A 17,499-nucleotide genomic window follows, 5' to 3' on the forward strand; every position below is an offset into this window, starting at 1 on the left:
GCGAGCCGACGGCGGCCACGATCGCGGTGGCGCCGAGGATGCCCGCCAGCAACACGACGAACGGGGTCACCGCCCGGGCGAGGTCCCGGGTCACCCGCGGCAGCGCTCCGTGCCGTACCCGCGCGACGGCCAGCAGGAGGGCGATGACCGCCCCCGACGCGATGATCCCGGTCGGTGCGGTGCCCCCGACCGTGTTAGCTAGCACCAGGGTGCCCCAGAGGGTGGCCACGACCGCCGCGGCCAGTGCCAGCAGGCGGGGGGAGGGGCGGGAAGGGGCGACGACGACGAGGACGACCGTCATGCTCACCAGCAGCACCGGCAGGCTCAACAGCGCCGACCACACCCCCAGCGCGTCGACGTCCTGACCGCCGAGCTCGGCCGCCACCAGGGTGCCCGGGCCGAGGGAGCCCCACGGCACCAGGACCAGACCGAGCAGTCCCGCCACGACCGCCCGCACGGGGGACAGGCCCATCCGCACCAGGAGCGGGGCGGTGATCACCACCCCCAGGCCGAAACCGGTGACCGACTCCATGAACGGGGTCAAACCGAACACCAGCAGCAGGATCGCCGGCACCCGGTCCTGTTCGTCACCGACGCGCTCCAGCCAGCCGGCGATGTGGTCCCGGGCCCCGGTGGCCGACAGGGCCGTGGCGAGCAGGACGCCGCCGAGGAGGATGAGGGCCACCTCGAGCACCGTCGGTCCGAGGCTCGTCGCGGCACCGACCACCTCGGAGCGGTCCGGCCGGTGGACGGTGGACGCCGCGAGGAGAGCAGTCGTCAGGCCGGCGGTGCCGGCGATCAGGGAGGGGAAGCGCACCGCGAGCAGGAGCAGTACCACGAGGATCGGTGCTGTCGCGGCGAGCGTTGGCAGCACGTGGGTCACCTTCCTCGGCTCGGTCCAGGGGCTCCGGGGTCACGGGGCGGCACCCGGGTGCGTGCCGGGCGCGCTCTACGGGAGTCTAGCCACGACGGACGGCCCGCCCGGCGTGTGCCGGGCGGGCCTGGGGGAGGGAGGGGGGAGGTCAGTCGTCCCAGTCGTCGTCCCAGTCGTCGTCGTCATGGTCGTCGTGATCGTCATCCCACCGGTCGTCCCAGTCGTCGTCCAGGCCGTCGAGCAGGTGCCACGGGATCGCGATGCCGGTCGAGCCCAGGGCAACGTTGATCTGGTGGCGGATGTGCTGGGGGACATGCAGGTCGTCGAGATCGTCGAAGAGGCCGTCATAGTGGACGACACCCTGGGCGGCGTTCTCGGCGGGCTGGGTGGAGGGCGCGGGCTGTGCCGAGGCGGTGGCGGCTCCGGCACCGATGGCCAGGGCGAGGGTGGCAGGGACTGCGGTGAGGAGGGCGAGTGCCCGTGTTCTGTGTGTCATGGCTCTACCTTCGGCCGCAGGGATGAAGGAGCCATGAGGTGATCATGAGAGCGTGTTCATGCTGCTCTCACGGAACTGCCAGCGGCGGTCACTGTTGGTTCTCGGGAGCCACCAGGCGGGGCTTGAGCCGATGCGGCGGGGGCGTCGTGCCCTGCCGGATCTCCGCCATCAGCGCGTCGGCGTGGGCGATCAGCCCCGGGACGTCGATGCCGTGGGGGGACGGACCGTCGCCCTGTCCGATCCGCTCGACACCCCGCTCGAGCAGGCGCAGGGCGCCGGTGGTGTTGCCACGCTGGATGTGGGTGATGCCCACGGCCAGTTGCGCCAGGCCCTGCCACAGCAGGCGCTCGTCGGCGGGGCAGCACTTCCATGCGCCCTCGAGGACCTCGTGGGCGTTGAACGCGAGACCGCGGTCGAGCAGGTCCTGCGCCCAGGCGAGGGACTCTGCGGCCGGCAGGTCCAGATCTTCGGGAATGCGTTCCACACCCACGCTGCCGGGCGGAAGTGGGCGTCCGAGCTCGTCCCGGGGCCGGGCGTTTCGGGCACGACCCTCGTCGTCGCGGTCACGGTCGATCCTTCCGGTGGTGCGCATGTGCCCATGGTCCCACCGGAGTGGCCTTCACGGGCAGAGCGGAACAGTCCGATAACCCACATCAGTTCGGTTACTGTGGGTCTCGTGATCTGGGTGTGGACTTTCGCAGTCCTGACGGTCCTACTTGTCGGCGTCGCCGTCCTGTCCGGGCGGGCCGGGCAGCAGCGCGGCGGATTCCCGTGGTTCTGGGTGGCCTTTCCGATGGCTGTGCTCCTGATCGCCGGATCCGTCAACGCATGGCTTCCCGGGATCAACGCGGTCGGTGGCTGGACCATGTACATGCCATTGGCGGACCGTACGGACAACATCCAGTTCCTCACCAACGAACAGTTCTGGCAGATGCGCGCGTACTACCTGGGGCAGTGAGTGCTGCCCGTAGCCGCGTTGGTCGCGGTGGGGTTGTCGGTGTGGTCGTGGAGACGCGGTCGCGTGTGACGGTCGTGAGCGGGGCCCGCCTGCTTTACTTTACATAATGTAGATTATCGGCACTTTGGTAATGCCTGTACCTTCGGGCTGTGGCCGCCGTCAGGCGTCCGCCGTGCGGATCGCCCGGCTCACCGCGTCCAGCGCCATGAGCCTGACCGTGTCCACATCTGCTGGTACCTGTCCCGTCGCCGCGGCGATGAACGCGTCTCCGTCGTATCTCGTATGCGGCGGCGTGAGCGCTCGCGACAGTCCGTCGTGCGCACCCTGGGCCACGACGAAGCAGGCGGTCTTGTCGAGCCGCGCGTTCGTCACCACCGCGCCGATGGTCGTGTGTGTTCGCTCGGTGTCGAACTCGAACGGCGGCTTCAGGTCCGCCACGGCTGCAAGGTCCACTGCATCGCTGCCGCCGTGGTCGATGTCGCCATAGGCGTTGACCGCACACCAGGCACCCACGACGAGGTCTCCAAGCCTTGTCTCGGCATAGCGTAGTCCGCCCGGGCGGGCTCCGTCGATGCCGCGCCACCACGACGTCAAGGCGCCGGATCCCGCGCCTACCGGGCCCACATCGAACTCCGGCCCTGCGGCGCCCCTGGCCGCGATGTCGCCGCTTTCGGCGGTGGGTCGCACTGACGGATCTCCGATTCCGAGATCGAACAGTGCCAATGTCGGGGCGATGGGTACCCGTCCCGCCGGCGTCGGCACGCCGCGACCGGCTTCCTCGAGGAATCGCATCACCCCGTCCGCGGCGGCGAGTCCGAACGCCGACCCGCCCGTCAGGACGATGGCGTCCGTCTGCGTGACCGCCTTGTCCGGCGCGAGCGCGTCCAGGTCGCGAGACGCCGGCGCTCCGCCACGGACCTCCCTCGAGCCGACCGTGCCCTCGGGCAGGATCAGCACCGTGCATCCCGTTCGGGCGGACTCGTTGGTCCAATGGCCAACAGTGACACCGTCAAGTCCCGTGCGTTGCCGTGCAATCTCCGCGAAGTGGCTCACGGAGTCAACGCTAGCGAGATCAGTGGGTCACCGGCGGGAATTCGACCACTGCCCCGTCGTTGGTCCGTCCAACGAGTCGTCTACAAAACGTCACAGTGACGTTTTGGTGTGCTGATTCTGGGCGTTTGCCCCAGTGCTATGCAGAACCCGGTCTCGGAATGTTCTGCAGCCGGAGTTGGCCGCGAGCGAGTTCCTTTCCGGATTCGGCTTGTGTGATCACCACGTCCCACAGTTGTTGGCTACGACCCTGGAACAGCGCGTGGGCGGTGATGTCCACTCGGCCGCCTGTCGAGGCACGCAGAAAGTCGGTGCCATTGTGGACGCCGACCGCCACCTGGCCGAGTTCGGCGACAGCATGTCCGGCTCCCGCACCACCTGCGCTCTCGACGAGGCTCGCGTACACGCCGCCGTGAATGGTTCCCCATTCGGTGTGGTGGTCTGGGCCGAGCTCGGCATGAGCGCGTAGCGATGTGGAGGTCACCTCATCGATGACAAAGCCGGTCGCGTCGACGAAACGGCTCTCGGGCGTCGATGCGGCTCCCGACATGGATTCCAGGTCTCCTGCGCTCACGCTCATCCTTTCCTTCGATGTCTCATCATGGTTTGGCTGTCACCGGTTGTCGCAACAGTGTCCGGAGCTTCTCCGGCGCTGACTTGCGCGGGTCAGACAGGTAGATCTCGTGGTGATGCCCAGTTGGTTCAAGCCCATGGTCCGGGATGACCTCGCCGTGCATCTTGGCAATCGTCGGCCCCTCGTCGTCATACGGACCCACGTGCAAGGTCTGGACCGCCCGTCCCTCGCTGAACGGCTTGAATCGGACGAGCTCAGCGGCTTGCGGAATCTTGGTGGAGCTCACCTTCTCGATCGCCGTCTAAGCCATGCCAGGCGTGATCCATTCAGGTTGCCAGATCATCATCGTCCACGACCAGGCGCTCTTGTCCCTGGCGGTGAACACGCCGAGGTCGTCCGCGTACCAGAGTCCCTCGAGCGGGCCCACGGTGTGGGTCCGCCCGAGGTCTGTCTTGGCCTCGGCCCGGATCGTGTACGACGTGGTGTACAGCGCCTCGACTGCCCTGCGATAGTCCGCGGAGACGTTGGGGTCGCCGCTCCCATCCACCATGAGGAACTGCATCTCCGGGACCTCGACCACGTCGAACCGCCCGGCCCGGCCGGAGTACAGATCCCGCCGGGCCTTCTTGATGTCGACGTTCGGGCTCTGCACGCGTTCAGGGCTGGCGGACATGCACTGACTCTAACGCCGAACCTGATAGGTCGACGGCAGGCCACGATGCCAGATCCCGCAGGAGCTGACGGTCATGGGTGGCCACGATCACCGCGCACGAGGCGGAGGCCAACGCACCAGTGAGCTCATCCACCAGTGCGAATGACAGGTGGTTGGAGGGTTCGTCGAGGATCAACAGCTCCGGCTCCCCGGCCAGGCACAGGGCCAGGTGAAGGCGGCGTTGTTGGCCCTGGGACATCCGGCCGACCGGCGTCCCCGCGGAATCCGAACCGAGTAGCCCTGTCGTATCCAGCCCGGGTGCCGAGGTGAGCCCCGCCCCGTCGATGTGACGGCGGTAGATCTCCACGGCGGGCAGCGTCGGATCCCAGTCCGGCACCTCCTGCCCCAGGTGCGAGATCCGCACGCCGGGCCGACAGATCACCTGCCCGGAATCGGGCGTGAGGCGACCTGCCAGCAGGTCCAGGAGCGTGGATTTGCCGGCCCCGTTCGGCCCGGTCAACAACACTCGATCGCCGGTGTTCACGGTCAGCGAGACCGGCGACACCAGACGGCCGCGAACGGAGACGTCAGTGCAGGTCACGACATTCTTACCCGGGGCCACGGTCCACTCGGGCCAGTGGAATGCGGCCGGTGGCGGCGGCACTGTCACCTGGTGACGTTCGAGTTCGTCCCGTCGGCGATTGAATGCCTGCACGGTGCCCGCGGCTCGGGTCGCCCGCGCGTGCTTGCCATGCCCCTTCTCCGGTCGCCATGAGTCCTGAAGTCGGCCCCGCGCGGCATCGGCGGCGCGGGTCAGACGGGCGTGCTCATCCACCTGATCGGCGTGGGCCTGCTCCCACCGGACTCGCTCGGCGCGGCGTCCTTCAATCCAGCCCTCGTATCCGCCGCCGTACAGTCGCGGTGCACCGTCCTGGCTGGGGTCGAGGTCGAGAAAGTGGCTCGCCACGTCGCGCAGCAGGGCGCGATCGTGACTGACGACCGCCAGTCCTCCTGGATGCTCCCGGAGTCGCGCGGTGAGAAATGCGAGTCCGGTGGCGTCGAGATGGTTGGTCGGCTCGTCCAACAGCAGCAGGTCGTGACGCGCGCCGAGGACGCACGCCAGGCGCACTCGGTACCGCTGCCCCACCGACAGGGTGGACAGGGGCCGCTCCCGGTCAGCGCAGGCGGACAAGCCTTCCAGCGCTATGTCCACGCGCCGGTCGGCGTCCCAGGCGTCCAACACTGTCGCGCGGTCGAGTGCTACTGCGTAGGCGTCTTCGGCGCCGGGCTTGCCCTCCACCATCGCGGTGGTCGCATCGTCCAACGCCTGTAGAGCATGGAGGCTGTCGGCGATCTCCTCGGCTACAGCGTCCCCCACCGTACGACCGGCGGAGGTGTCGAGGTGCTGCTGGATGACGCCGACGGTGCCCTGGCGGCTGACGGTGCCGGCATCGGGTGTCTGTGTCCCGGACAGGACCTCCAGGAGGGTGGTCTTGCCCCGACCGTTCTCCCCCACCGCCGCCAGAGTGGTGCCGGTGGACAGGGTGAGGTTCACCCCGCTGAGGACGGGACGGGTGCCGAGGGTGACCGAGACGTCGGTCAGGCGGATGTGGGCGTGTGCGCCCGCGGGAAGATGGGTATTCGGTGTGTCTGGCATGGTGCTCTCTGCAAAGCTCGTCGCGGAGCCGGACAGCACAAACTGACCGTCCGGCCGGGAAGTGGACTGGACGGCGCGCAGAGATCAGTGATGAAGTGGGTGCCCTGCCGCCGTCAGCGGCCGGACCACGGCTTCAACGAGAGTGCACCGGGATACATGCCGGTGACAGTACGTCAGTCGCGTGGCGTCTGTCCACGGAGCTCGTCGACGAGAGCCTGCAGTTCATCGATGTCACGCTGGTAGAGGGCGGTCAGGCGGTCGACATAGTCGCGGTCCCACCGTGGCGTGATGTGCTTGCTGCAGTTGGCGTCCGAGGCCACGAGGTCAACGACGATCGCCCGCTCCACGTGGCCGGTGTAGGTCTTGTTCCCCATCGTTCGCAGCCGCTCGATGAGGCCCGGATCCTCCTCCGGTTCGACGAGCCGCGCATGACCGAACACCTTGAGCCGGCTGCGGGTCGGGTAGTCGATGAAGAACAGGCTCACCCGGTCGTCGACGTCGATGTCCCCGACCGTCACGTACTGCCGGTTGCCACGGAATTCCACCCAGGCGAGGGTGGTGTCGGAGTCCACGTGGACGAACCCGGGCGGACCGCCACGATGCTGCACGTACGGCCACCCCGACTCGGTGACGGTAGACAGGAAGAAGTGGTCGGCACGTCTGATCAGCGCCTTGTCCGTGCCCTCGAGGCCGAACTCGCCGACGGGCTGTGGCTGGGTGTGGCCTACGGCTGCCTGTCGCGCGCGGGCTGCAGCCCCTAGCGCGATCTCGGGATAGCGATTGACGCCCATAACGGAGACGCTACTCCCCTTGCTCACGCACACTCGGGGCATGGTTGCCCCTGCCCGGAGTCGGAGCCGGAGTCGGAGTCGAGGCCGGGTGCGCCGGGCTCTCACCGCGGTGTCGACGGTGCTCATGCTCTCCGCGTGCGCGGCCTCCGCGGGCAACGCCCCCGGCACGACTGACCCGGCCGCCACCCCGGACAAGGGATCTGTGGCGGCCGGATCGATCACCCTCGACGGCGTGGAGCGCTCCTGGCTCACCTATTCACCGGGCGGTCCGCCCGGCCCGGCGCCGGTGCTGCTGGTCCTGCACGGATCCGGCGACTCGGGCGCGGGCCTGCGCTCGGCGGTGGGGCCCGACATCGAACAGGTGGCTGACCAGCACGGATTCACGGTCGTCTACGTGGACGGCTACCGCAACAACTGGAACGAGTGCCGCGTCGAGGGCCGGTGGCCGGCCAAGGCCGACGGTATGGACGACGTCGCCCTGATGCACGAGGTCGTGGCCTCGCTCGGAACCAGCGGTCCGGTGTACGCGGTCGGGTTCTCCAGCGGCGGCCATATGGCGATGCGATTGGCGTTGGAAGCGTCCGACCTCGTCGACGGGGTGGCCGCCGTGGCCGCGAATCCCCCGGTGGCGGCCAACCAGTCGTGTGACGTGGACGGCGGCCCGGTGCCGATCATGTTCGTAGAGGGCCGCGACGACCCGATCAATCCCGTTCACGGCGGCGAGGTTCGTGTGGCCTCGGGGCCGTCGGCGGGCTCGCGCGGCGAGGTGATGTCCGCGACGGACGGCGCGCGGTGGTACGCGCGGCACAACGACGTGGCGCCGGGCCGGGGACCGGTCGTCGAGCGGTCGGGCGGCGTCGAGTCGACCGAGTGGTCGGGGCCCGATCCGGTCCGCCTGGTGGTCCTCGACGGCACCGGCCACACCTTCCCCACCGCCTCGGGTGGGTGGGGACCGTCGCGGGGGCCCCACTACGACGCGCCGGGCGAGATCTGGCACTTTTTCGCCGGCAGCTGAGCCCGTCCTGCCGCGCAGGGCCCGTTCGTCCGCGCCAAACCCCGCTCGTCAACCCCGGTTGACGCGCAGGTGGGGGTCGCCGTAGGTTGGCGGCAGTGAGGTGGTCGGGCATGGAAACCCTGAAAGATTTTTACGACGACGACAACGCCGACGATCCCGTCGCCCGATTGGCCGCGATCTCCCGGGCGAAGACGGATCTGGCTCGTGAGGAAGCGGCCGCGGTCCGCCATGCGCGTAATCACGGCATGAGCTGGGCGGAGATCGGGGTCGTCCTGGGCGTGAGCAAACAGGCGATGCACAAGCGCTTCGGAATGGCGGGCTGATCGCGGGTGGCCTCAACGCAACATGTTTCCGTGAAGCAGCCGGTGGCGGAATTCCTCCGGTCACTGGTCACCCTGGCCCCGAGCCCGCCCCGCCGGAGCAATGCGATCAAGGCCGGGCTGACGGTTCTGCTGTGCCTGTCCGTGCCAACACTGCTGGGCCGGCCGGATCTCGGTCTGCTCACCGTCACCGGCACCTTCGCGGTGTTGTACGCCGCCGCAGCCCCGCTGCGCCGACGGGCCGTCACGGTGGCGGGAATCGGCCTCGGGCTGATCGTCTCTACAGCCGTCGGGGCGTTCACCGCGGGATCGGTCCCCCTGTTCGCGGTGACAGCCGTTGTGCTGGCGATGGTCACCGCGGGCCTGTGCCTGGCGCTGAGGGTGGGTCCGCCGGGCTCGTACTTCCTCGTCCTGTGTTCGGGTATCGCGTACCTGCTCGTGGGCTCGCACGGGACCGCGCCGTGGCTGGTTCCGGCCATGACCGCGATCGGCGCGGCCGCGGCGTGGACCGTCACGATGGTCGAGCTCGTCCCGGATCCTCGCCGGCCCGAGCGGCTGGCGGTGCGCACCGCCGTCGACGCGGTTGCCGCCTATGCCGCCTCCGAACCCGGCCCCGACAGCAGGCCCCTGCATCGCGCCGCGTCCCATGCGCTGGCCGCCGCCGAGGAGGCGCTCGCCGAGGGGATGTGGACCGCCGCCCCGACGCTCGAGTCAGAGCTGGATGCCGCACGCCGTGCGTACGCCGAGCGCAGTTCACGGGCAGCTCTGCACGTCGTCCCCGGCGAGGAGCAGGGCTGGGACCCGCGCAACCCGGACGCTGGCCGGTGGCTCGAGACCGACGAGGGACAGTCGGATGTCCCGATGCCGTCGGCGGCGGCCGCAGAGCGCGTCGAGCACGCATTCGCCGACGAGGACCGGCGCAGCATCGGCTCGCTCCGACGCCGCCTCATCGACGGTCTCCGGTGGCCCGGGGAGCCGTGGTCGGTGGCACTGTCGGTCGGGGTGGCCACGGCCCTGTCGATCTTCATCCTGCTCGCCATCGGCGGCCCGGACCAGCCGCACCTATATTGGGTGATCGCGTTCTCCGCGCTGGTGCTGCACCAGGGCGGGCCCCGCGTCGCCCGGACCCATCGGGCGCTGCACCGGCTGGTCGGCACCCTGCTGGGCCTGGCGCTGTTCCTGCTCGTAACCGTCATCGGTCCGTCCGGCTGGTGGCTGATCCTGCTCATCGTGGCGTTGCAGTTCACCATCGAGCTCCTGGTCACCCGGAACTACGGGCTGGCGGTCACGCTCATCACCCCGCTCGCGCTGATCATCGCCTCGGGCGGGCAGATGCCGGCCAATCCCCTGGCGGTGGTCGGCGAGCGCCTTCTCGACACCGTGGTCGGTGTCCTGGTGGCGATCGCCGTGCTGTGGGCACTCGGACGTCGGGCGCACCACCGGGCCGTCCGCGGCGACACCAGGCGCGTGCTGGTGGAGCTGGCGGAGTTCGCCGGCGGTCAGGAGCAGTCCCGCTGGGAGCCGACGCTCGCCTCCGCGCTGCGGGACCTCAACACCAGCAACGCCCTGCTGGCCGCCGACGGGCACGGCGACTCCCCCGAGGCGCGGACCGCCGAGGCGGTCACCTACGCCGGGTACCTGATGCTGGGCACGCTCGACCAGGAGACCGTCCGTCGGTCTGCGCCCCGGTGGGCCGAACTCGCCACCACCGCGCTCCCCTCCGGTCTCCGGCGGGTCGAGGAGAACAATGCGGTCGACGAGGCGATCCGGGCGCAGTGCCGGCGGGCGGGCGCGGCCATCGACGGCGCGGGCCCGGCCCGAAACTAAAGCGCCATACGGAAGCCGAGCTCCGGAGCGGGGCACATCAGGACGTCGCTGACGTGCTTCCCACGTACTCGGCGAGGTGCTCGCCCGTGAGGGTCGAGCGATCGGCCACGAGGTCGGCCGGGGTGCCCTCGAACACCACCCGGCCACCGTCATGGCCGGCGCCGGGGCCCAGGTCGATGATCCAGTCCGCGTGCGCCATGACCGCCTGGTGATGCTCGATCACGATCACGGACTTGCCTGAGTCCACGAGCCGGTCGAGCATGCCCAGCAAATTCTCGACATCGGCCAGGTGCAGGCCCGTGGTGGGCTCGTCGAGGACGTAGACCTCGGCCTTGTCGGCCATCTGCGCCGCCAACTTGAGTCGCTGACGCTCGCCGCCCGACAGGGTGGTCAGCGGCTGGCCGATCCGGACGTAACCCAGCCCGACGTCCCGCAGTCGCACGAGGATCTTGTGGGCCGCCGGGATCCTCGACTCGCCCTCGCGGAAGAACTCCTCGGCCGTGGCCACGGACATCGCCAAGACCTCACCGATGTTCTGACCGCCGAAGGTGTACTCGAGCACCTCGGCCTGGAACCGCTTGCCCTCGCAGTCGTCACAGGTGGTGGCGACGTCGGCCATCATCCCCAGGTCGGTGTAGATCACGCCCGCGCCCTTGCAGGTCGGACACGCCCCCTCGGAGTTGGGACTGAACAGGGCCGGCTTGACGCCGTTGGCCTTCGCGAACGCCTTGCGGATCGGCTCCAGCAGCCCCGTGTACGTGGCGGGGTTGCTGCGGCGCGACCCGCGGATCGCGGCCTGATCGATCGCCACCACACCCTCCCGCGGCGAGACCGACCCGTGGATCAGCGAACTCTTGCCCGACCCGGCCACACCGGTGACCACGCACAGCACCCCGAGCGGGATGTCCACGTCCACGCCTTGGACGTTGTTCGCCGTGGCCCCGCGGACCTCGATGGCCCCAGTCGCCGAGCGGACCGATTCTTTGAGGAAGGCCCGATCGTCCAGGTGCCGGCCGGTCACGGTGTCGCTCGAGCGCAGCCCGTCGACCGCGCCCTCGAAGCAGATCTGGCCGCCCTCGGAGCCGGCGCCGGGCCCGAGATCCACCACGTGGTCGGCGATCGCGATCATCTCCGGCTTGTGCTCGACCACCAGGACGGTGTTGCCCTTGTCCCGCAGACGCATCAGGAGTGCGTTCATGCGCTGGATGTCGTGGGGGTGCAGGCCGATCGACGGCTCATCGAATACGTAGGTCACGTCGGTGAGCGCGGATCCGAGATGGCGGATCATCTTCACCCGCTGGGACTCGCCCCCGGACAGGGTCCCCGCCGGCCGGTTCAGCGACAGGTAGCCCAGGCCGATCTCGACGAACGAGTCCAACGCGTGCTGCAGGGCCCCCAACAGCGGCGCGACGGACGGCTCCTCCAGTCCGCGTAGCCACTCGGCCAGGTCGGTGATCTGCATGGCCGAGACGTCGGCGATGCTCACCCCGCCGATCTTTGAGGACCGGGCCCCCTCGTTGAGCCGGGTACCGTCGCAGTCCGGGCAGGTGGTGAACACGACGGCCCGCTCGACGAACGCCCGGATGTGAGGCTGCATCGCCTCGACGTCCTTGGACAGCATCGACTTCTGGATCTTCGGGATGAGGCCCTCGAAAGTCACGTTGATGCCGTCGGCCTTGACCTTGACGGGCTCCTGACGCAGGAGGGTATCCATCTCCTTGTCACTGAACTGGCCCACCGGCTTGTCCATGTCGAAGAACCCGGAGCCGGAGTAGATGCGGCCGTACCATCCGTCCATCGAGTAGCCCGGCACGAGGATCGCTCCCTCGGACAGTGATTTGGAGCGGTCCACGAGGGCGTCGACGTCGAAGTCGGAGACCGAGCCGCGCCCCTCGCAGCGCACACACATGCCGCCGGTGATCGAGAACTCCGCCTTCTGCTTGGTGCCGTCCGCCTTCTTCAACATCCCCGACCCGGAGGCGGAGGCCACGTTGAAGGAGTAGGCCTTGGGGCCGCCGATGTGCGGCTCGGCGATGCGACTGAACAGGATCCGCAGCATCGCGCCCGTATCGGTCGAGGTGCCCACCGTCGACCGCGGGTCGGCGCCCATCCGCTCCTGATCCACCACGATCGCCGTGGTCAACCCCTCGAGCAGATCCACCTCCGGGCGGGCGAGCGTGGGCATGAAGCCCTGCAGGAACGCGCTGTAGGTCTCGTTGATCATCCGCTGCGACTCCGCCGCGATGGTCGAGAAGACCAGTGAACTCTTACCCGACCCGGACACCCCGGTGAACACGGTCAGTCGCCGCTTGGGCAACTCCACATCCACCGCTTGGAGGTTGTTCTCGCGCGCCCCGACGACGCGGATGATGTCGTGACTGTCTGCGGTGTGGATGCCCATCGCTGCTCTCCTCGTCGTGAAGGTACCCGGCTACGGTAGCCCCACGTCCGGGCAAAACAGTGGCGAGTCAACGCCACTCAGCCGCGTTCCTGGCTTTCCATCGCCCGATCGTGGAGGCGAGCGAAGCGCACAAATTCGTCGTCGTCCCACTCTTCTCTTCCGGTGACAGCCGCCCACCCGTCGAGAATCTGGTGGTCGTAGAGATGCCCGTACCCCTGAGAGCCACCGATGGCGTTGCCCAGGTCCGCCGTCACCTGGAAGAAGGTAAAGACCGGCATGTAGGTCATTCCGGGATGGCGCCCCTTGCCCGGGGGCTCCGACAGCCACGCCGGGCGGTCGAACATCAGGTCCGGGGTCCACCAAACAACCGGGTCCGTGGCGTGCTGGACATACAGCACGTGAGGTGGGATCCAGGGCGTGTCGTCGTCCCGGAACTCGGCCGGGTCTTCCGAGAACCGGACCAGGAGCCCGTCGGCATACACCGGTTCGGTGGCGGGGGTGCCGGGGTCGCGGCGCTCGACCAGCGAGCGCCAGATGCGGTTGGAATTGGGCGGTCCCATCCACAGCACCCCGTCGACGGTGTTGCGGATGTCCCGGATTCCGGAGAACGCGGCCTCGCCGGCCTGGGTGCCCAGGCTCTCGCCGTAGAGATACAGGTTCGGATGGTGCACATCGGGCGGTAGCGACTGGCGCCACCCCACCACGGCCTCGATGAGGGACCGCCCGGCGGCCTCGGCCTTCTCGCGGTCGGCGAGGAACGAGATCCAACTCGGAAGGTATGAGTACTGCGTGCCGACGATCGCGACGTCGCCCGCGCTGAGGAGCTCGATCGCCTGGGCGGCGTGGGGGTTGATCCAGCCGGTGCCTGTGGTGGGGACGATCACCACGGCCTCCCGCTCCCAGGCGCGCGTGCGGTTGAGCTCCTCCACCACCAGCGCCGAGCGATCGTCGTCGGTCTCGGCGGACTCCAGCCCGGCATACAGTCGGATCGGCTGCTCCGCCGGCTCCTCCATGAGGTCGGTGAGTTCCGCCTGGTCGAGCCCGCCGCTGACGAAACGGCGGCCCTGCAGCCCGAGGTCGTCGAAATTCACCACGGATTCCGGGCCGCCGGAGCGCTCGGGGACGGTGGGCCGCGTGGTGCCGGGCAGGTCCTCGGTGTTCTGCGCACCCGATATCCGGTTCGCGGCCTCGAAGAACAGACGCGGGACCACGCCCTGGACGATGCCGAACGCGAGGACCGTCGCCAGCACGGCGCCGGTCAGACGGGCGGTGTTCTCCCCCAGTTTGAACTTGCGGGAGACCACCCGGACGAACAATTGATAGAGGCGTCGCAGGCCGCGGGCGGCCACGAGCAGGCCGATGAAGATCGCGAGCGCGATCCAGGGGATACGCATGTAGTCGGCCCAGGGCGGGCGGGCGGATTCCACGAGGTCGGAGACCTGGTCTTGCCAGCGGATCGCGGTGGCGGTGGCCGTGATGAGGTAGACCACCAAGACATACGGGGCGGAGAGTCTGGCGAAGAGCAGTAGTTTGTTGCCGAGCGCGTCCAGATCGGGATGGAGCTTGATCTGGGGTGCGACGAACTTTCGCCAGAGGGTACGCAGGGCCACGCCGACGCCGTAGCCCACGAACATCGACACACCGGTGACGATCCCCTGGTAGTGCCAGGCGCGCGGCAGGAGTGAGGGCATGAGTGAGACCCAGGCGGCCAGCGCTGCCACGGTGAGGCCCGTGACCGAGGGCAGCCAGATGTCCCACAGGCGTCTGAGGGTGTCGAGAACTCTGGTCACCTGAGCCTTTCGGCCCTTCTGGCGGCTGCCACCAGGTCCGCCGACATCATGCCCAACTCGTCCGCGCTCTCGCCCTCGGCGATCGCGGTCGCCAGGTCCTCGCAGGCGCAGCGCAGCTGGAACATCCGGTCCATGAGGTCGGCCGATTCGTTCTCGGTGAGCACCACGGTGCCCTCGGGAAGATCCTGCATACGCAGCGAGCGGCGCTGCTCGTATGCACGTTGCCGACACGACCGGCGGCAGTACCGACGCCGACGCCCGGTGCCGCCCTCGTCGACCGGGCGACCGCACCACGCGCATGAGGCCTCGCCCCGCCTCGGCGGGGCCGCCTCGGCTCTGACGTTGGATTCCACGGATGTCAGGCTACCCACGACGCCCCCGGGGCAGCACGGGACACGGGGACGTGGGAACATTTCGGGGTTCTCCTGACGTTGACAGGAGCAGGTACCACGCAAAGTCTGCGATCGACCGCGCGGATATCGATCACAGACGGCACACGGCAGAAGGAGTTCGCATGGCAGATCGAGTGCTCAGGGGCAGCCGCCTCGGTGCGGTGAGCTACGAGACGGACCGGGACCACGACCTCGCACCCCGCCACATGGCCAAGTACCAGACCCCCAACGGCGAGGTGTTCGAGGTTCCGTTCGCTGACGATGCGGAGCTCCCGGGCACCTGGATGTGCAAGAACGGCCAGGAGGGCCAGCTCATCGACGGCCCGGCTGTCGAGGTCAAGAAGGGCAAGCCGCCGCGTACCCACTGGGACATGCTGCTCGAGCGTCGCTCGCTCGAGGATCTCGAGGACCTGCTCAAGGAGCGGATGGACCTGCTCAAGAAGCGGCGTCGCGCCGGCTCCCGCTGACGCACCACAGCTGAACTGCATCGGCCCGGATTGACGCGGGCCCGCAGCGCGGTGTGAGACCACAACGCCCCGCCCCTCTCGTGACGAGGGGCGGGGCGTTGTGCTGTGTCGAGGGTCGACGTGCTGGCCGCGCGTTGTAGCTGGCCGCGCGTCGTCGCGCCGCCGGCAGGCCGGGGATCAGCGTCCGATGAGGCCCTTGAGCTGGCGGCGACGCTTCTCCCAACCCCAGCGGGCCACGTTCACCGCGGCCTCCCGGAAGATGGACTCGCTCATCTTGGAGTGGCCGACGGTGCGCTCGGTGAACGTGATGGGCACCTCGACCACCGTGCGGCCGGTGTTCAGCAGCCGCCAGGTCATGTCGATCTGGAAGCAGTACCCCTTGGACTCGATGGAATCCAGGTCGAGTGCGGCGATCGCATCGGCCCGGTACGCGCGGTAGCCGGCGGTGATGTCCTTGATCCCCACGCCGAGCATGATGCGGGAGTAGACGTTGCCGCCCCGGGAGATCACGTGGCGCTGCCACGGCCAGTTGACCACGCTGCCGCCGGGCACATACCGCGACCCGATGGCCAGATCGGCGCCCTCGTCGACGGCCGCGAGCATCGCGGGCAGCCGCTCCGGCGGATGGGAGCCGTCGGCGTCCATCTCCACCAGCACGGAGTAGTCGCGCTCGAGCCCCCAGCGGAAGCCGGCGATGTACGCGGCGCCGAGCCCCTGCTTGCCCTGCCGGTGCAGCACCGAGATGCGGCCGCGCGGGTCGTCGGCGGCGAGCCTGTCCGCCACCTCGCCGGTCCCGTCCGGACTGTTGTCGTCCGCGATGAGGACCGACACGTCAGGGGTCGCGGCCAGGAGCCGTTCCACGACGGTCGGCAGGTTATCCCGCTCGTCATAGGTCGGGATGATCACCAGCGTGCGCGCCGAGGGCGCGCCGCTGCCCGGCGTCGACGGGTCGGTCACTTAGCTCTCCTTGGGGTCATGTGCGGACTGTCGCCGGGTGTAGATGACCGCCCAGGCCAGTCCGACGAGCCCGATGAGACAACACACCGCCTGCGGGATGCTGCCCAATCGGGTTGCCATCGTACCGGCACTTCCGATCTCCACCTGCGCCACCAACGCCGCGGGTTCGAAGATCTCCGTCTCCTGCTGCACCTCGCCGTCGGCCCCGATCACCGCGCTGACGCCACTCGTCGCCCCGATCAGCACCGGAACGTTGTGCTCCACGGCCCGCACGCGGGACATCGCCAACTGCTGGTACGTCATCGGTGAATGGCCGAAGGTCGCGTTGTTGGTGGGGACGGTGAGCAGCTGCGCGCCCCGGGCGACGGGCTCGCGCGCCGCGGGGTCGAATGCCACCTCGAAGCAGATGGCCACCCCCATCTCCACGCCGGCCGCGGTGATCACGCCGTCGCCGTCGCCGGGGACGAAATGCCCCGCGGTGCGCGCGATCGGGAACAGTGCCTCCAGCGGGGCGCGCATCGGCAGCCACTCGCCGAACGGCTGGATGTACTTCTTGTCGTGCCGGTCCAGGACGGGCCCGTCGCCGCCCGCACCGTCGCCGTCTCCCCCGCCGCCGGGCGTCCGACCGTCCCACACGAGGTAGGAGTTGGTGGCCTCGCGACCCTCGCCGGTGGGTAGCACGGTGCCCACGAGGATCGGCGCCTCGAGCCGCCGGTTCAGCGCGGAGATCTGGGCCGCCGCGCTCGCATCGGCCAGGGGCGAGATGTCGGAGGCGTTCTCGGGCCACATCACCACCTCGGGGCGCGGCACCTCGCCGGCGTCCACGCGATCAGCGAGATCGCCGGTGACGCTCAGGTGGTTGTTGAGCACCGCGCGGCGCTGGGCGTTGAAATCCAGGCCCAGGCGCGGGACGTTGCCCTGGATCACGGCCACGGTGAGTGGCTGCGTGCTCTCGTCGTCGTCAAAATCAACCGCGGCGACGGCGACCAGTCCCACCGACACCAGGGGTACCGCGACGAGCCCGGTGACCACCCGGACCGGCCGGTCGCGCCGGGACAGGAGGACCACCGCAAAGCCCAGCGCCGCGCCGAGGGCGGCCACGACGAACCCGAGCAGCGGTGTGCCGCCGAGCGAGACGAGCGGTAACAGAGGCCCGTCCGCCTGGCCGAACGCCAGGCGGCCCCACGGGAACCCGCCCCAGGGCCACGTGGAGCGGATCCACTCCCACAGCGACCACCAGCCCGCCACCCCGAGCAGGGCCGCCGCGGCACGCCCGAC

19 protein-coding genes are annotated in these 17,499 nt (G+C 69.2%); 5 read left to right on the forward strand and 14 right to left on the reverse strand.

Translation table 11 applies throughout. The annotated features are described in order from the left end of the window. The 3 genes from G6016_RS02780 to G6016_RS02790 all read right to left on the reverse strand — a co-directional run. Window positions 1-874 (reverse strand): L-lactate permease (locus tag G6016_RS02780; protein WP_338403484.1); only part of this gene is annotated, 874 nt, incomplete at its 3' end. A 148-nt stretch (window positions 875-1,022) separates the two neighbouring features. Next, complete coding sequence (locus G6016_RS02785; protein WP_182631188.1) at window positions 1,023-1,370, reverse strand: hypothetical protein; 348 nt, start codon at window positions 1,368-1,370, stop codon at window positions 1,023-1,025. A gap of 88 nt (window positions 1,371-1,458) precedes the next feature. Then, window positions 1,459-1,962: a DUF309 domain-containing protein gene (locus tag G6016_RS02790; protein WP_182631189.1), complete on the reverse strand. Its 504-nt coding sequence runs from the start codon at window positions 1,960-1,962 to the stop codon at window positions 1,459-1,461. A gap of 93 nt (window positions 1,963-2,055) precedes the next feature. On the opposite strand from G6016_RS02790, the gene G6016_RS02795 reads away from it, so the two are divergent. After that, window positions 2,056-2,328: a hypothetical protein gene (locus G6016_RS02795; protein WP_241729684.1), complete on the forward strand. Its 273-nt coding sequence runs from the start codon at window positions 2,056-2,058 to the stop codon at window positions 2,326-2,328. Window positions 2,329-2,487: 159 nt separating this feature from the next. Here the strand turns inward: G6016_RS02795 and G6016_RS02800 are convergent, their stop codons facing one another. From G6016_RS02800 to G6016_RS02820, 6 genes are all read right to left on the reverse strand, one after another. Next, a complete protein-coding gene (locus G6016_RS02800) occupies window positions 2,488-3,381 on the reverse strand; it encodes a P1 family peptidase (protein ID WP_338403485.1) in 894 nt (297 codons plus the stop codon). Between the two features lie 136 nt (window positions 3,382-3,517). Beyond that, window positions 3,518-3,958: a PaaI family thioesterase gene (locus tag G6016_RS02805; RefSeq protein WP_182631190.1), complete on the reverse strand. Its 441-nt coding sequence runs from the start codon at window positions 3,956-3,958 to the stop codon at window positions 3,518-3,520. Between the two features lie 19 nt (window positions 3,959-3,977). Then, window positions 3,978-4,238, reverse strand: coding sequence for a GyrI-like domain-containing protein (locus G6016_RS17635; protein WP_338403486.1), 261 nt, complete (start codon window positions 4,236-4,238; stop codon window positions 3,978-3,980). Window positions 4,239-4,253: 15 nt separating this feature from the next. Further along, window positions 4,254-4,625: a hypothetical protein gene (locus G6016_RS17640; protein ID WP_338403487.1), complete on the reverse strand. Its 372-nt coding sequence runs from the start codon at window positions 4,623-4,625 to the stop codon at window positions 4,254-4,256. Beyond that, on the reverse strand, window positions 4,609-6,261 hold the full coding sequence (locus G6016_RS02815) for an ABC-F family ATP-binding cassette domain-containing protein (protein WP_182631191.1): 1,653 nt from the start codon (window positions 6,259-6,261) through the stop codon (window positions 4,609-4,611). Before G6016_RS02815 ends, G6016_RS17640 begins: the two co-directional genes overlap by 17 nt. A gap of 173 nt (window positions 6,262-6,434) precedes the next feature. After that, window positions 6,435-7,052 (reverse strand): pyridoxamine 5'-phosphate oxidase family protein, encoded by a 618-nt coding sequence (locus G6016_RS02820; protein WP_182631192.1) that lies wholly within the window; start codon window positions 7,050-7,052, stop codon window positions 6,435-6,437. 88 nt (window positions 7,053-7,140) lie between these two features. Between G6016_RS02820 and G6016_RS02825 the strand changes: the two genes are divergently transcribed. The 3 genes from G6016_RS02825 to G6016_RS17645 all read left to right on the forward strand — a co-directional run bounded on the left by G6016_RS02825 (window position 7,141) and on the right by G6016_RS17645 (window position 10,214). After that, on the forward strand, window positions 7,141-8,067 hold the full coding sequence (locus G6016_RS02825; RefSeq protein WP_182631193.1) for a CE1 family esterase: 927 nt from the start codon (window positions 7,141-7,143) through the stop codon (window positions 8,065-8,067). A gap of 110 nt (window positions 8,068-8,177) precedes the next feature. Beyond that, on the forward strand, window positions 8,178-8,390 hold the full coding sequence (locus G6016_RS02830) for a hypothetical protein (RefSeq protein ID WP_182631194.1): 213 nt from the start codon (window positions 8,178-8,180) through the stop codon (window positions 8,388-8,390). A gap of 30 nt (window positions 8,391-8,420) precedes the next feature. Beyond that, the gene (locus G6016_RS17645) at window positions 8,421-10,214 is read left to right on the forward strand and encodes an FUSC family protein (protein WP_182631195.1); all 1,794 of its coding nucleotides are present in this window, start codon (window positions 8,421-8,423) and stop codon (window positions 10,212-10,214) included. 37 nt (window positions 10,215-10,251) lie between these two features. Here the strand turns inward: G6016_RS17645 and G6016_RS02840 are convergent, their stop codons facing one another. From G6016_RS02840 to G6016_RS02850, 3 genes are all read right to left on the reverse strand, one after another. Next, window positions 10,252-12,615, reverse strand: a complete 2,364-nt coding sequence (locus G6016_RS02840; protein ID WP_182631196.1) for an ATP-binding cassette domain-containing protein — start codon at window positions 12,613-12,615, stop codon at window positions 10,252-10,254. 77 nt (window positions 12,616-12,692) lie between these two features. Then, a complete protein-coding gene (locus tag G6016_RS02845; protein ID WP_182631197.1) occupies window positions 12,693-14,405 on the reverse strand; it encodes an alpha/beta-hydrolase family protein in 1,713 nt (570 codons plus the stop codon). Next, a complete protein-coding gene (locus tag G6016_RS02850; RefSeq protein ID WP_182631202.1) occupies window positions 14,402-14,767 on the reverse strand; it encodes a hypothetical protein in 366 nt (121 codons plus the stop codon). Before G6016_RS02850 ends, G6016_RS02845 begins: the two co-directional genes overlap by 4 nt. 152 nt (window positions 14,768-14,919) lie before the next feature. Here G6016_RS02850 and G6016_RS02855 point away from each other — a divergent pair, with 152 nt between their 5' ends. Further along, window positions 14,920-15,264, forward strand: a complete 345-nt coding sequence (locus tag G6016_RS02855; protein ID WP_182631198.1) for an RNA polymerase-binding protein RbpA — start codon at window positions 14,920-14,922, stop codon at window positions 15,262-15,264. Between the two features lie 177 nt (window positions 15,265-15,441). Here G6016_RS02855 and G6016_RS02860 read toward each other — a convergent pair whose 3' ends face one another. Both G6016_RS02860 and lnt read right to left on the reverse strand, forming a co-directional pair. Further along, a complete protein-coding gene (locus G6016_RS02860; RefSeq protein WP_182631199.1) occupies window positions 15,442-16,221 on the reverse strand; it encodes a glycosyltransferase in 780 nt (259 codons plus the stop codon). Continuing rightward, the coding region (gene lnt / locus G6016_RS02865) for an apolipoprotein N-acyltransferase (RefSeq protein ID WP_182631200.1) at window positions 16,222-17,499 on the reverse strand (1,278 nt) is incomplete at its 5' end. It abuts the gene before it with no gap.

This window comes from Dietzia aerolata, assembly GCF_014144865.1.
In the GTDB taxonomy this organism is placed as follows: Bacteria; Actinomycetota; Actinomycetes; order Mycobacteriales; family Mycobacteriaceae; genus Dietzia; species Dietzia aerolata.